Origin of the sequence: Pseudarthrobacter enclensis, assembly GCF_030811655.1 — a bacterium.
In the GTDB taxonomy this organism is placed as follows: domain Bacteria; phylum Actinomycetota; class Actinomycetes; order Actinomycetales; family Micrococcaceae; genus Arthrobacter; species Arthrobacter enclensis_A.
This window is the reverse complement of sequence record NZ_JAUSRE010000002.1, coordinates 52,460-65,419: the sequence shown is the minus strand read 5'-3', so window position 1 is coordinate 65,419 and position 12,960 is coordinate 52,460. Positions and strand designations below refer to the sequence as shown.

Sequence of the window (12,960 nt, the reverse complement as noted above, 5' to 3'; positions counted from 1 at the left end):
AGCAATGTGAACCGACGGCTAGCCAAGAGCGATCGGATGCGCGCATGCTTGGGGGCATGGACTCAACGTCGAGCGCATACCGCGTCATCACCGTCTGCACGGGCAATATCTGCCGGTCCCCCATGGCCGAGCTCATGCTCAAGGCAGCACTGGAACGCGAGGGCCTTGACGGGTTGGTGGAGGTGGACTCCGCCGGAATCACCGGCTACGAGGCCGGGCGTCCCATCGATCCCCGGGCAGCGCGCCGGCTCGCTGCAACCCAGCTGGCCTCGGAACACCACATCGCGCGCGAATGGGAGCCGGACTGGTTCCACGAGCGAGACCTGATCCTGGCCCTCGACATCGACCACTTTGCCTGGCTGAGCCAAGCGGCGCCGGACCAGGATTCCCTGGGCAAGATACACATGCTCCGCAGTTTCGATCCCGCCATGGCGGAGCGGGACCGGCTGGACCAAGGCATTGAGGACCCCTGGTACGGCGGCCACGCGGACTTCGATGCCGTGTGGCACCAGATCCACGCCGCCCTGCCCGGCCTGGTCCGGCACATCAAGGCAGCTGTCCTGCAGAACACCCAGCTTCAGCCGCACTAGCTGGGTCCCGTCGCAGGAAAGAACCGGTGCAACCCGGCAGGAGGAATGCCTCCCGGCAAAGCGCCGTTCATGGATGAAAGCTGCCAAGGGAAAACGGTACGCTCTAGTCCATGAGCCCAGCCCCCGTCATCATCGCCGTCGACGGGCGTTCCGGCGCAGGGAAGACCACCCTCGCCGTCGAGCTTGCGGCCAGGCTCCGCGCCCACCATAAGGTCTCACTGTTCCACCTTGAAGACATCTACCCCGGCTGGAACGGCCTGGCGGCCGGCGTCGAACGCTATGTCACAACAGTCCTTACACCGCTGAGCCGCGGCGAGGCCGCCACCTGGACAAGCTGGGACTGGAAGAACCATTACGACGGCGACACCAGGGTGACGCTGCCCGCGGAGATCGTGATTATCGAGGGAGTGGGGGCAGCGGCAGAGGCAGCCCGGCCGATGCTCCAAGCAGTGATCTGGGCGGAGTCTCCCGACGACATCCGCAGGACGCGGGCGCTGGACCGCGACGGGGCGGCGTATGAGCCGTACTGGGACCAGTGGGCAGCGCAGGAGGACGAGTGGCTGGGCCGCGACGACGTCCCCGGCCATGCGGACCTCCGGGTCCACAGCCTTGCCGACGGCTCCGCTCCGGCCGAGCTGCTGCAGCTCCTCCCCTATCTGCCCGCCCTGGCACCCGCGCTGGCGCCTGAACTGTCCGCACGCCGCGGCCTGCGCCTGCATGCCGAGCGCCTGACAGCCATCCCCGATGCGCCCGCGCTGTTCCACGCCCTGTACGGCCGCTCTGCCAATGCCGTCTGGCTGGATTCCTCGAATGCGGCTGCCGGCAAGGACGACGCTGGACAGGACGCGGGGGACCAGGCAGCACGGACGGCAGCGGAGCGCAGCCGGTTCAGCATCATGGCGGACGACGGCGGAACGTTCGGCCAGTTGGTGACGCACCGGGCAGGCGTAAGCCGGATCAAGGCGGGCTCGTGCACGGCCACCGTTCCGGGCCCGTTCTTCCGCTGGCTGGACACTGTGTGGGGCCGGCGGGCGGTGGCCGTCCCGGACGGATACCCCGGCGAGTTCACCTTGGGCTGGCTCGGCTGCCTCGGCTACGAGCTCAAGCGTGAAACCGGCGGCAGCGACGTTTCGGCGCCCACGCCGGATGCCGCCCTGATCTTTGCCGGCCGGGCGCTGGTCCTGGACCACGCCGATGGTGCCGTCTGGCTCCTGGCCCTGGAAGCTCCCGACGCCGGCGAGTGGCTGGCTCAGGCACGCGCGGCTGTTGAGAATGCCGCGATCCGCGCCGATCCTGGCCGAGCAGCGGAAGCCGGCGCCAGCACCGGCGTCGTACTTCCTGAACCGCCTGTCTTCCGGAGCCGGGACACGGGCAAACGGTACCGGGAGAAGATCACCGCCGCCCAGCACCAGATCGCCGAGGGAAACACCTACGAGGTCTGCCTGACCACCACCCTCGAGGCCCGGATCCCGGCCGCCTCGCTGGATCCCTGGACCACCTACCTGGCCTTGCGCCGGAGGAACCCGGCCCCGTTCGCCAGCTACCTGCGGCTGGGAGAACTCTCTGTGGCCAGCACCTCGCCCGAGCGGTTCCTGAAGATAGCGTCCGACGGCGGGATGCGCGCCGAGCCGATCAAGGGCACCCGGCGCCGGGCTGCCGACCCGGAAGAGGACCGGCAATTGCGCACCGACCTGGCCACGTCCCTGAAGGACAGGGCCGAGAACATCATGATCGTGGACCTGCTGCGCAACGACCTGAGCCACTTTGCCGAGCCCGGATCGGTGACCGTCAGCAGGCTGTGTGCGATCGAAACCTACGCCACGGTCCATCAAATGGTCAGCACCATCGACGCCCGCCTCCTTCCCGGTGCCCTGCGGGCGGAGGCGGTGGCAGCGTGCTTCCCGGCCGGTTCCATGACCGGTGCCCCGAAGATCAGCACCATGGCCATCCTGGACCAGCTCGAAGCCGGGCCCCGCGGCCTCTACTCGGGCGCCATCGGCTACTTTTCGCTCAACGGGGCGGCGGACCTCGCCGTCGCCATCCGGACCCTGGTGGTCAGCACGACGGGTGACGCAACGGCTGAACTGTCCCTCGGCGTCGGGGGCGCCATCACGTCGGATTCCGTACCGGACGATGAATATGAGGAGATCCGTACAAAGGCCCACGGGGTGCTCTCCACCCTCGGTGCGGACTTCCCCGACGACTGATTCCAGGTGACCGGTTCCCCTATCCACAGTGCGGACGACCGTTTAGGAGGAACCAGCCGGGGGTAGGCACCTGATGGTCAGCTGACCCGCCCAAGCCATGCGGCGGACCCAAGCGCCCACACAAGGTAGGTTGCCGCATGACGGAACCATCCCATCCCCAAAACTCCAGCAGGCAGGCACCGCGCAGTTTCAAGTATGTGCTCATGCTCGGGGCCCTGGCGGCGCTTCCGGCGCTCACCACGGACATGTACCTGCCCTCCCTGCCCGCCGTGGAGGCGGACCTCCACACCACGCAGGCGGCCGCCCAGCTGACGTTGTCCGGAACGCTCGTGGGCGCCGGCATCGGCCAGCTGGTCATCGGCCCCTTCTCGGACCGGTTTGGGCGGCGGCTGCCGCTGCTCATCGGCATCTCACTTCACGTCGCCATCTCGCTGTTGTGCTCCATGACGCCAAACATCGAAACGCTCACAGGGCTGCGCGTGCTGCAGGGCTTTTTCAACGCGGCCGCCGCCGTGGTGGCCCTCGCCGTCATCCGCGACCGGTTCGTCGGCTCCGCCGCAGCCCGGCTGCTGTCCCGGCTGATGCTGGTGATCGGGGTGGCACCGCTCCTGGCCCCGACCGTGGGGCAAGCCATCGCCGGAGCCTGGAACTGGCGCGCCGTCTTCTATGCGCTGGCTCTCATCGGGCTGGTTCTAGTGGCGGTTGTCGTGAAGTTCATGCCGGAAACGCTGCCGGAGGACCGGCGCAGTTCCGGCCACCCCAGGCATGTGGCCCGTGCATACTGGACGCTGCTGCGGGACCGGCACTTCATGGCCCTGGCAGTCATCCCGGGCCTGGGCCTGGCCCTGATCATGAGCTACGTGGTGGGCTCGCCCTTTGTCTTCCAGAACGAATACGGCCTCAGCCCCCAGCAGTTCGCCCTGGTCTTCGCCCTCAACGGCGCGGCATTGGTGCTGTCAGCCCAGCTCAACGCCGCCCTGGTCCGAAAATTTCCGCCGTCACGCCTCCTGCGCGCCGCCCTCCTGGTCCAGCTGGGCTTCGCCCTGCTGCTGCTCCTGGTGGTGGCAACCGGTGCCGGCGGCGCATTTGGAGTGGTCGCCGGGCTGTGGCTGGTCCTGTCAATGCAGGGAATGATCCCGGCCAACGCTTCCGTCCTGGCCCTCCACAACTACGGGCATATGGCAGGGACGGCGGCGGCCGTCATCGGAGCCCTCCAGTCCGGCGTGGCGGGGCTCGTCAGTCCCCTGGTAGGGGTCCTGGGCGGAAACTCGCTGTCCATGGTCTGCGTCATGATCGGCAGCTGCGCCCTGGCGGTCCTGGTGCTGGCCCTGGCAACTCCTGCGTACCGGAAGGGCGGCTGGCCCGAGCACGCAGGGAACGACGGCGGCCAACGGGTAGGTGCCGACGGGTAAGTACGTGCCTTCCGCCCTATTGGACCGTGGCTGTCAACCGGGCCACGTTGTCCACATACCGTGCAGCGAGCGGCCGGGTTAGCCAGTCCGCGAGTTTGAGCTCGTGCGAGATGTCCCGGTAGGTGTCCTCCACCGCCCGCATCTTGTTGACGATGTCCTCGCCCAGGAGCATCACCGAGACCTCCAGGTTCAGGGAGAAGGACCGCATGTCCATGTTGCTGGAGCCCAGGACGGCCACCTCGTCGTCGATGGTGAAGTGCTTGGCGTGCAGTACGAACGGGGCCTTGTACAGATAGATGCGCACGCCGGCTTCCAGGAGCGCCTCGTAGTAGGACCGCTGGGCGTGGTGGACCAGGAACTGGTCCCCCTTCTCCGAGACGAAAAGCTCTACGTCGACGCCGCGCTGGGCCGCGGTGGTGATCGCATACAGCAGCGAATCGTCCGGAACGAAGTAGGGGCTGCAGATCGAGATCCGGTGCTGGGCGGAGTAGATGAGCGTGTTGAACAGACGGAGGTTGTTCTCGGTGATGAAGCCGGGCCCGCTGGGTACTACCTGGGCCGTGACGCCGCCGGGCTCGGGATCCGCCGGAAGCTGCAGCTGTTGTTCCAGTGACTCGTTCGTTTCGCTCAGCCAGTCGGTGGCGAAGACCACGTTCAGGGTGGTGACGATGGGTCCCCGCAGGCATGCCATCAGCTCCACCCACTCACGGCCCGCTTTGCGGTGCCGGGGGTTGTTATAGGAGGGCTCGATCAGGTTTTGCGACCCCGTGAAGGCGACCTCGCCGTCCACCACCATGATCTTGCGGTGGTTGCGCAGGTCCGGCCGGCGCCACTGGCCGTGGATGGGCAGGAGCGGGAGCATCCGCTTCCACTGGATCTTGCCCGCCCTCAAGCGCTTGAGCAGCTTCCTGTAGCCCTTGATGCGCAGCGTGCCGATGTGGTCGAACAGGACGCGCACTTCCACGCCCCGCTCCGCGGCTTCCTCCATGGCAGTGAGCAGATCATTGGTCACGTGGTCCGAGCTCATGATGTAGAACTCGGCGTTGACGAATTTCTTCGCCTTCCGCACGGCCTGCGTCATGGCCAGGATGGAGTCCGGGTACCCGGGGATAAGGTCCACGGTGTTGCCGTCCACCATGGGCAGCGACCCCAGGGTGCGGTTGAGTTCAGCGGCGGACTTGACCCACTCCGGGCCCGGGTAGTCGCTTTCGGCGTCCGAGAGCGCAGTGATGCCGGCCTGCACCCGGTCGTTGACCAGCTGCTGCTGCGCGCGGCGGCGGCTGGACAGCTGGAAGTTGCCGAACAGCAGGAAAAGGACGATGCCCACAAACGGGATGAAGAAGATGCCCAGCAGCCAGGCCATGGCCGTGGTGGGGCGCCTGTTGCCGGGGATGATGCCCAGGGCGAGTACCCTGATGGCCAGGTCGATGAAGCCCAGGAGCACCACTACCCATGTCGGCGCGGTGCCGGCAAGCGAAAAAGGCCACAACACGTCTATAACTCCCGGGAGATTGGGCTCCGGGGAACGGCTTCCGGCCGGTGCACTCCGCCCAGCTTAGCCGCGGCGCCGCACTAAGCTGGTGCCATGACCTCTCCAGCACCCGTGGTTCTCCTTTTCCTCGACCCCGATTTCCCCGACGGCCGGGTGGCCGATGCGTCCAAGCCCCAGCTGCTGGTCACGGACCTGGGGGTTACCAGGGGCGATGGCATCTTTGAAACCATGCTGGCTGTGGGTGGGTCGGTGCGGAAAATGCAGGCCCACCTGGACCGGCTTGCCGGCTCTGCGGGGGCACTGGACCTGGCCATTCCGGAGCAGGACGTGTGGCGCCGGGCCATCACTGCTGCCGTGTCCCGGCACCGGACGGAAAACCCGCCGGCAGACCCCGCGGCTGATGAACTGGTAGTCAAGCTGGTGGTGACCCGCGGGGTGGAGGGCGCCCCGGCTCCCACGGCCTGGGTGCAGGCGTCCCCGGCGGGTGCGTCCGGCCGCCGCCAGCGGGAAACAGGCATCGACGTGATCTTCCTTGACCGTGGCTATGACAGCGATGTGGCCGAACGGGCACCCTGGCTGCTCCTTGGCGCCAAGACGCTTTCCTACGCCGTCAACATGGCGGCACTCCGCTATGCCCACAAGCAGGGTGCGGACGATGTCATCTTCCTGTCCTCCGACGGCCGCGTCCTGGAAGGCCCAACCTCCACCGTGCTGCTCGCGCACGTGAAGTCCGACGACGGCACTCCGGTTAAGCGGCTCATCACACCTCAGTTGGACAGCGGCATCCTGCCCGGAACGTCCCAGGGCGCACTCTTTGCCGCCGCCAGGGCGGCAGGCTGGGAACTGGGGTACGGCCCCCTGGAGCCACAGGATCTGCTGGACGCCGACGCTGTCTGGCTGATATCCAGCGTCCGCCTGCTGGCACCCGTGAACACGATCGACGGCAAGCAAATCGGCACCCCGGCAGTCCAGAAGGAACTGACAGCGGAATTGAGCGGACTTTTCGCCGGCATCCACTAGACCTGCGCCCGGCGCCGCGGTCCCTTTTCCCGCCCACTGATCACCCGTAAGGTGTGGATCATGGACTCGCGAAACCTGCCGATCGAAAAACTGTCCTTCGACGACTGCTGGGAACTGCTCGACACCGACACGGTGGGCAGGCTGGCCATTGTGGTGGATGAACATCCGGAGATCTTCCCGGTGAACTACGTTGTCCATCTGCGCAGCATCGTCTTCCGCACGGCTCCGGGCTCAAAGCTGTGGGGCGCACGGATGGAACGGCCGGCAGCCCTGGAAATCGATGGCTATGATCCCTCCAGTGAGCAGGCCTGGAGCGTAGTGGTCCGGGGCGACACGGAAATCATCGAGGACCAGGCCGTCAGGGATGCTGTGGACGGCCTTGGCCTGGAGCCGTGGCAGCCCGGCGAGAAGGCCAATTACGTCAGGCTCAACGCCAAAGCGCTGACAGGGCGCCGGTTCAAAGTCAACAGGCCTGATGTCTGGAACACCCGCCTCCAGGACCGGCGCCGGGCCTCGTTCGAGTAGCCGTCGTCAGCGACCGGAACGGGCAGCCTGCCTGGAAAGCTGTGCCTCCAGCCCGGAAAGCAGGATGGTAAGTCCCTGGTCAAGCTCCGTGGCGCCATCGTACTCCGCCAGCGCCGGGGCCAGGGCGCGCAGCTTTGGAAACTCCTTGGCGGGGAGGCGGTGCAGGCCAAGCCGCAGCAGGACTTCGTTCTCTTCGGGGTCCACCACGTACTCCTGCAGTTCGTTGAGGATGTGCCCGTAGAGGAAGCCGTAGTAGGCGCGGTAGACGTGCAGCCCATCGGCCGGTTCGAATCCTGCGGCCACCAGCAGGGACAGGATCTGCTCCAGGGGCCGCAGCGTGCCCAGCGGGCGCAGGCCCAGCGGGGTGGAAAGGGGCCGGGTGACCAGCAGCGGCACCACGTTGGGGTGCCTAAGTGCCAGCATGCGCAAATTGTGCGCGATTTTCCGGAGCTGCTCTTTCCAGTCCGGGTCCTCGGGATGGATGTTGAGCTGGTTGAGGACCAGTTCCGAGACTCCATCCAGGAGGGCGGCCCGGTTCTCGGCGTACCGGTAAAGGCTCATCGGATCCCGGCCAAGCTCCATGCCCAGGCGGCGCATGGTCAACGCATCCAGCCCTTCGGCATCCACGATTTCCAAGGCCTTGGCCAGCACCACCTCCCGGCTGAGCGGGGCCTTGCGGCCGGCTGTTGTCACCGTTTTTGGGGAAGCCATTTTGTCCGTCCTGAGTGCCGGCGCTTCATGCGACCAGTTACTCCAGTCGCTTGCCGTATCTGTAGTCTACGAGTAAAGTCTACATCGTAGATACGGAGTTAGCGCCGCTTCTGGGCCAGGGGTATAAAGGCCCAATTCACCCTTCTTTGCCCCCGTGCAGGGCATCGAGGTCCGCTGCTGTAGCCGAATGGCGGCACCGAGCACCGAGCGAAGGGACGCCGTCATGGCACATTCGCAGTTCGACATTTTCCTCAACGAAGCCACTTACTTCGACCAGGCGTCTGAAACCACCCTGGATGCGGACCGCCTTTACGGGCTCTACACGAGCTGGTGCTTCATCAACCAGCAGGCCCCCCGCCCGGAATCAAAGTTCTGGGCCGCGATGAAGACCAAGGTGTCACCCGGCCACCGGGGCCTTCGCATGAAGGGCCCAGCTGCCGCGGACTACATCCTGAGCAGCTATCCGGGACTCGTGTAAGGGCAACAAGCAGTAGACGATCAATGCTGCGGCACGCACAGGTGCCGCAGCATTTTTCATGTGGGGATGATCCGGAAAAGGAACCTGGTACGGACCATGACCCACAACAGCCCCAGGACCACGGCATAGGCCGCTGTGTTGAGAAAGATGCTTTGCTGCTGGAGCGCGGGAATATTGGCGACGACGGCGATCAGCACCACGTGCATGATGAAGACGTTAAGCGTTGCCCTGCCCAGCGGGATCAGGAACCAGCCAAGTAGACGCTGCACCGGTTTCCAATAGGCGCTGAGGAACGCATAGGCCGCCACCACCAGGACCAGGACGTTGAGCAGCCGGCCGGGGGCCAGGTACGTCCGGCCGAAGAGTGCGTCATACATGGGGCGGTAGGCGGCATCCGGTACGAGCGCCAGGCGGACGTCGTAGGTGTTGGCCAGGTAGGGATTGCCCCGGGACAGGAAGGCCAGCGCGAACGCGGCTGCCGTTCGTATCCAGCAGGGCGAAACCTTCGCTTCCGGGCTGCGGCGCATTCCGGCTCCGGTCGAAGGGGTAGCCCGTGCCCAGGTACGGCGCCCACACCATGGTGGCCCTGCCGCCGTCGTACTTCCTGAACGCCGCCGCCACGTTCCGGAATGCCTTCCGGTAGTCGGCCGGCTGCTGGCAGGGCGTGCGCCCCTTTGGCTGCGGCCTGCTGGAGGAAGCCGTCGAAGTCATTTTGTTCTGAATCCCGGTAGGGAACGGTGATGTCATGCCCGAAGACGGCAGGACTGGCCCGAGCCGGTCGCTGAAGCCGGCGGCGGTATCCTCACCCCACGCGAGCACGGCCCCCAGCCACGGCTTTCCCTTGTCCGGGGCCGTGCCTGCCGCCCGGGCCGGCACTGCCGGGACTAACAGGGCCACGAGGGCGATCAGTGCGGCTGCCAGGAAGGTTCCGGCGGAACACGGACGGTTCCGCCTGCCGGCGGCGTGGTGGTGCGATACGTGTGCCCGCATGCTGACAAGGACCCCCGTACTCATTGCTCTGGAGACGGGGCGGCGCCCCCGGTAAGAACTTTATCGCCCTGCCGCCCGCTCAATTACGGAACATGACGACGGCGGCGGTGCGGGTTGGCGCCTCAGGTGTTATTTTTTTGGGGAGTAATGAGTACCGGTGTTAAGCCCTGACTGGCCGGTCGGCAACCCTCCCTTTCGCGGCGGGGTGCCTCAGGTGAATACTCGGCATATCGACCGATTCGAGCTGCAAGCGTGAAAGAAGGAGATCCGTCGTGTCTGACGCACCCGCCCCTGACGAAAGACTGTCCTACCGCCTGATTACCGGCGCGGACAACCGTGAATTCTGTGAACGGATCTCGGCTGCGCTGGCGGACGGCTACGTGCTGCACGGCAGCCCGGCAGCAACCTTCAACGGCACCAGCGTGATCGTGGCGCAGGCCATCGTCCTTCCGGCCGCAATCGCATCCGCGGATGCCGCAGTGGCCACTGCCGTGGACGAACTGGAGGGCGAGTTCGACGGCGAGGGCCACGCATGAGCTACGCAGGGGACCTGACGCCCCAGGAGGCCTGGGCCAAACTGGAGCAGGGCGCCGTCCTGGTGGATGTCCGCACCGAGGGTGAATGGGCCCACATTGGCATTCCGGACACCAAAGCCACCGACAACGACCCCCTCTTCATCCAGTGGACCTTCCCGGGCGGCATCCCCAACCCCGACTTCGTGAAGGACCTCAAGGAGCAGGCACCCCAGGACCCTGCCACGGAACTGGTGTTCCTGTGCCGTTCCGGCCAGCGTTCCATCGCCGCAGCCACCGCAGCCACGCAGGCGGGCTTCACGGCCTACAGCGTCCTGGAGGGTTTCGAAGGCGACCCCGACCGGTACGGCGAACGCACCCTCAATGGCTGGAAGAACCGCGGCCTGCCCACCAACCTCGGGAAGAACTAAGTGACTTTCAACCAAGACGCCTCCGGCTGGAGCCCCGATACCCAGGCTGTCCGCGGCGGCCTGGACCGCACCAACTTCCAGGAAACCTCGGAAGCCCTCTTCCTCAACTCCGGGTTCGTCTATGAGTCCGCGGCCGCGGCCGAACGAGCCTTTACCGGGGAAGACGAGCGGTTCGTGTACTCCCGCTACGGCAACCCGTCGGTGGCCACGTTCCAGGAGCGGCTCAGGCTGCTGGAAGGCACCGAAGCCTGCTTTGCGACGGCGTCGGGCATGTCCGCCGTGTTCACTGCGCTGGGTGCATTGCTGGCTGCCGGCGACCGGGTGGTAGCTGCCCGTTCCCTTTTCGGTTCCTGCTTCGTGATCCTGAACGAAATCCTTCCGCGGTGGGGCGTGGAGACCGTGTTCGTCGACGGGCCGGACCTGGACCAATGGCGTGAAGCCCTTTCCAAGCCCACCACCGCCGTCTTCTTCGAGTCCCCGTCCAACCCGATGCAGGAAATCGTGGACATCGCCGCGGTCAGCGAACTGGCGCACGCCGCGGGCGCCACTGTGGTGGCCGACAACGTCTTTGCCACTCCCCTGCTGCAGCGCTGCGGTGACCTGGGCGCGGACGTGATCGTCTACTCCGGCACCAAGCACATCGACGGCCAGGGCAGGGTCATGGGCGGTGCGATCCTGGGCACCAAGGAATTCATCGACGGGCCGGTGAAGCAGCTGATGCGCCACACCGGCCCCGCGCTTTCCCCGTTCAATGCCTGGGTCCTGACCAAGGGCCTGGAGACGATGGGCCTGCGGGTGAAGCACTCCTCCGCGACCGCCCTCCGCCTCGCCGAGTGGCTTGAACAGCAGCCTGCCGTCAGCTGGGTGAAGTATCCGCTGTTGAAGTCGCATCCGCAGTACACCCTGGCGGCGAAGCAGATGAGCGCCGGCGGCACGGTACTGACCCTCGAGCTCGCCCCTTCCGGTGGACGCTCCGGGAAGGAAGCCGCCTTCGCACTGCTGGATGGGCTGCGCATCATCGACATCTCCAACAACCTGGGCGATTCCAAGTCCCTGATCACCCACCCAGCCACCACCACGCACCGCGCCATGGGCCCGGAGGGGCGGGCGGCGATTGGACTGAGCGACGGCGTGGTCCGGCTCTCTGTTGGGCTCGAGGACCCGGAGGACCTCATCCGCGACCTGGAACAGGCGCTGAAGCAGATCTAGGTTTCGACGCGCCTTCGCATTATCGACGCGCACGATCCCCTTCGCGGCCCGAATGTGAGCCGCGAAGGGGAATCTGCGCGTCGAAAAGGAAACGGTGCGTCGCCCATGAATTGTCGCGGGCTGGCCGTCAGGCCTGGCGGACGCGCAGGAGCTCGGGCGTTGTCTCCACCTCTGCCAGGTCCAGCGAACCGCGCATGGTCACGTACACGGCCTGCCGGACCACCGCGCCGAACCCCATGTCTTCCGGCGGCGGTCCGGCAAGGGCCTTATCGCGGGCGCGGCGCTGTTCAGCGGCCCCCGTTCCGCGTGCAATGATGTCCTCCACTCCACGCCGGGCCAGGGCCAGTTCCCCCTGCTCTTCCAGCACGGGGGCAAGGTAGTCCACCAGGGAACGGGCCACGTCCGCGGCCGGGGCGGGGCGGAAGTTGCCAAAATCAAGGAGCTCACCGCTCAGCCCTTCACTGCTTGCCTGCCATGAGGCCATCCGCAGCAGGACGGTGGGAACGGGTGCCGGGTCCACGTCCCCACGCCATTCCCGGCTTGCCGACTCCACCAGCGCCCGGACCAGCACAGCGATGAGCGCGGCGTCCTCGGCCCGAAGGCAGACATCCGCGACGCGAACCTCCACGGTGGGGTGGTTGCGGGACAGACGGGCATCGAAGTAGAGCATGCCTTCGTCCAGCATGACCCCGGTGTCCAGCAGCCGGGTCACTACGCGGCGGTAGGCAGGATAGGTACTGTAGATGCCCGCCGGACCCGCCGTCGGCCAGCGGTTCCACGCCTGCGTCCGGTAGCTTTCGAACCCGGTGGGGACCCCGTTCCAGAACGGCGAATTGGCACTCAGGGCTGTGAGCACTGCCAGTTTGTCGCGGATGCGGTCCAGGACCGCCACGCCCTCTTCCGGCGATTCGATGTAGGTGTGGACGTGGAAGCCGCAGGTCAGCTGCTCCTGGGCGGTGAGGCCAAAGCGTTCCAGCATCCTCGCGTAGCGGGGATCGGGTGTCGTGTGGCTGGGGGAGGCCACCGGCGACGTGGCGAGCGCCGCCACCCGGGCCCCGTGCTTCCTTGCTGCCTGGTCCGCCAAGGCACGGCCGGCACGGATTTGTTCCAGCAGGCTGCCGTACTCCAGGCACGGCCGGGTCTGCGTCTCGATCTGCTCAAGCTTCAGCTCGGCACTCAAGCCCATTTCGTCGTCGTAATCCGCTTGGTTCCCGATGTGGTGGACATCCCGGTCCACGGGAAGATCGTCAGCTGCCACGTTGTGGCCTGCAAGGAGGGCGTCAGCCAGGGCAAGCGGCTCTCCGGACTCCGGATCAACAATCAGGAGTTCTTCTTCTACGCCGAATGTACGCATACGAACATTCTGCGGGCAGCAGCCGGGCA

General features: G+C 66.3%; 12 protein-coding genes, 1 pseudogene and 1 riboswitch. Of the genes and pseudogenes, 9 read left to right on the top strand and 4 right to left on the bottom strand.

The annotated features are described in order from the left end of the window. Positions 1–56: 56 nt before the first annotated feature. The 3 genes from J2X98_RS01990 to J2X98_RS01980 all read left to right on the top strand — a co-directional run bounded on the left by J2X98_RS01990 (position 57) and on the right by J2X98_RS01980 (position 4,209). Entirely contained in the window at positions 57–590 is a 534-nt protein-coding gene (locus tag J2X98_RS01990) for a low molecular weight protein-tyrosine-phosphatase (RefSeq protein ID WP_307303790.1), read from the top strand. 110 nt (positions 591–700) lie between these two features. Further along, entirely contained in the window at positions 701–2,797 is a 2,097-nt protein-coding gene (gene pabB, locus J2X98_RS01985) for an aminodeoxychorismate synthase component I (RefSeq protein ID WP_307303789.1), read from the top strand. 137 nt (positions 2,798–2,934) lie between these two features. Further along, positions 2,935–4,209 (top strand): multidrug effflux MFS transporter, encoded by a 1,275-nt coding sequence (locus J2X98_RS01980; protein ID WP_307303788.1) that lies wholly within the window; start codon positions 2,935–2,937, stop codon positions 4,207–4,209. A gap of 16 nt (positions 4,210–4,225) precedes the next feature. Here the strand turns inward: J2X98_RS01980 and cls are convergent, their stop codons facing one another. Then, positions 4,226–5,701 (bottom strand): cardiolipin synthase, encoded by a 1,476-nt coding sequence (cls, locus tag J2X98_RS01975; protein WP_373460817.1) that lies wholly within the window; start codon positions 5,699–5,701, stop codon positions 4,226–4,228. A gap of 93 nt (positions 5,702–5,794) precedes the next feature. On the opposite strand from cls, the gene J2X98_RS01970 reads away from it, so the two are divergent. Further along, a complete protein-coding gene (locus J2X98_RS01970) occupies positions 5,795–6,721 on the top strand; it encodes an aminodeoxychorismate lyase (protein ID WP_307303787.1) in 927 nt (308 codons plus the stop codon). Positions 6,722–6,781: 60 nt separating this feature from the next. Next, a complete protein-coding gene (locus tag J2X98_RS01965) occupies positions 6,782–7,246 on the top strand; it encodes a pyridoxamine 5'-phosphate oxidase family protein (protein WP_141945363.1) in 465 nt (154 codons plus the stop codon). Between the two features lie 6 nt (positions 7,247–7,252). On the opposite strand, the gene J2X98_RS01960 is transcribed toward J2X98_RS01965, so the two are convergent. Then, positions 7,253–7,957, bottom strand: coding sequence for a TetR/AcrR family transcriptional regulator C-terminal domain-containing protein (locus J2X98_RS01960; RefSeq protein ID WP_141945360.1), 705 nt, complete (start codon positions 7,955–7,957; stop codon positions 7,253–7,255). A gap of 223 nt (positions 7,958–8,180) precedes the next feature. Between J2X98_RS01960 and J2X98_RS01955 the strand changes: the two genes are divergently transcribed. Beyond that, the gene (locus J2X98_RS01955) at positions 8,181–8,435 is read left to right on the top strand and encodes a hypothetical protein (protein ID WP_307303784.1); all 255 of its coding nucleotides are present in this window, start codon (positions 8,181–8,183) and stop codon (positions 8,433–8,435) included. Positions 8,436–8,491: 56 nt separating this feature from the next. Here the strand turns inward: J2X98_RS01955 and opgC are convergent. Beyond that, positions 8,492–8,917: pseudogene (opgC, locus tag J2X98_RS01950) on the bottom strand (OpgC domain-containing protein); the annotation flags it as partial. 651 nt (positions 8,918–9,568) lie between these two features. Further along, positions 9,569–9,684: riboswitch (SAM riboswitch) on the top strand. A gap of 13 nt (positions 9,685–9,697) precedes the next feature. On the opposite strand from opgC, the gene J2X98_RS01945 reads away from it, so the two are divergent. The 3 genes from J2X98_RS01945 to J2X98_RS01935 are packed head-to-tail and all read left to right on the top strand — an operon-like array spanning position 9,698 to position 11,577. Then, positions 9,698–9,961 carry a DUF1737 domain-containing protein gene (locus J2X98_RS01945; RefSeq protein WP_141945355.1) on the top strand — a complete coding sequence of 88 codons (264 nt, stop codon included), beginning with the start codon at positions 9,698–9,700 and terminating at the stop codon, positions 9,959–9,961. Further along, positions 9,958–10,368 carry a rhodanese-like domain-containing protein gene (locus J2X98_RS01940; RefSeq protein ID WP_141945352.1) on the top strand — a complete coding sequence of 137 codons (411 nt, stop codon included), beginning with the start codon at positions 9,958–9,960 and terminating at the stop codon, positions 10,366–10,368. The genes J2X98_RS01945 and J2X98_RS01940 overlap by 4 nt, the downstream gene beginning before the upstream one ends. After that, positions 10,369–11,577 (top strand): O-succinylhomoserine sulfhydrylase, encoded by a 1,209-nt coding sequence (locus tag J2X98_RS01935; protein WP_141945350.1) that lies wholly within the window; start codon positions 10,369–10,371, stop codon positions 11,575–11,577. Positions 11,578–11,704: 127 nt separating this feature from the next. Here the strand turns inward: J2X98_RS01935 and J2X98_RS01930 are convergent, their stop codons facing one another. Further along, positions 11,705–12,931, bottom strand: a complete 1,227-nt coding sequence (locus tag J2X98_RS01930) for a glutamate--cysteine ligase 2 (RefSeq protein ID WP_141945348.1) — start codon at positions 12,929–12,931, stop codon at positions 11,705–11,707. Between the last annotated feature and the right edge of the window lie 29 nt (positions 12,932–12,960).

Excerpts from the sequence above, each read along its gene's own strand:
- J2X98_RS01990 (WP_307303790.1), top strand. The coding sequence starts at position 57 with ATGGACTCAACGTCGAGCGCATACCGCGTCATCACCGTCTGCACGGGC.
- pabB (WP_307303789.1), top strand. The coding sequence starts at position 701 with ATGAGCCCAGCCCCCGTCATCATCGCCGTCGACGGGCGTTCCGGCGCA.
- J2X98_RS01980 (WP_307303788.1), top strand. The coding sequence starts at position 2,935 with ATGACGGAACCATCCCATCCCCAAAACTCCAGCAGGCAGGCACCGCGC.
- J2X98_RS01970 (WP_307303787.1), top strand. The coding sequence starts at position 5,795 with ATGACCTCTCCAGCACCCGTGGTTCTCCTTTTCCTCGACCCCGATTTC.
- J2X98_RS01965 (WP_141945363.1), top strand. The coding sequence starts at position 6,782 with ATGGACTCGCGAAACCTGCCGATCGAAAAACTGTCCTTCGACGACTGC.
- J2X98_RS01960 (WP_141945360.1), bottom strand. The coding sequence starts at position 7,957 with ATGGCTTCCCCAAAAACGGTGACAACAGCCGGCCGCAAGGCCCCGCTC.
- J2X98_RS01955 (WP_307303784.1), top strand. The coding sequence starts at position 8,181 with ATGGCACATTCGCAGTTCGACATTTTCCTCAACGAAGCCACTTACTTC.
- J2X98_RS01940 (WP_141945352.1), top strand. The coding sequence starts at position 9,958 with ATGAGCTACGCAGGGGACCTGACGCCCCAGGAGGCCTGGGCCAAACTG.
- J2X98_RS01930 (WP_141945348.1), bottom strand. The coding sequence starts at position 12,931 with ATGCGTACATTCGGCGTAGAAGAAGAACTCCTGATTGTTGATCCGGAG.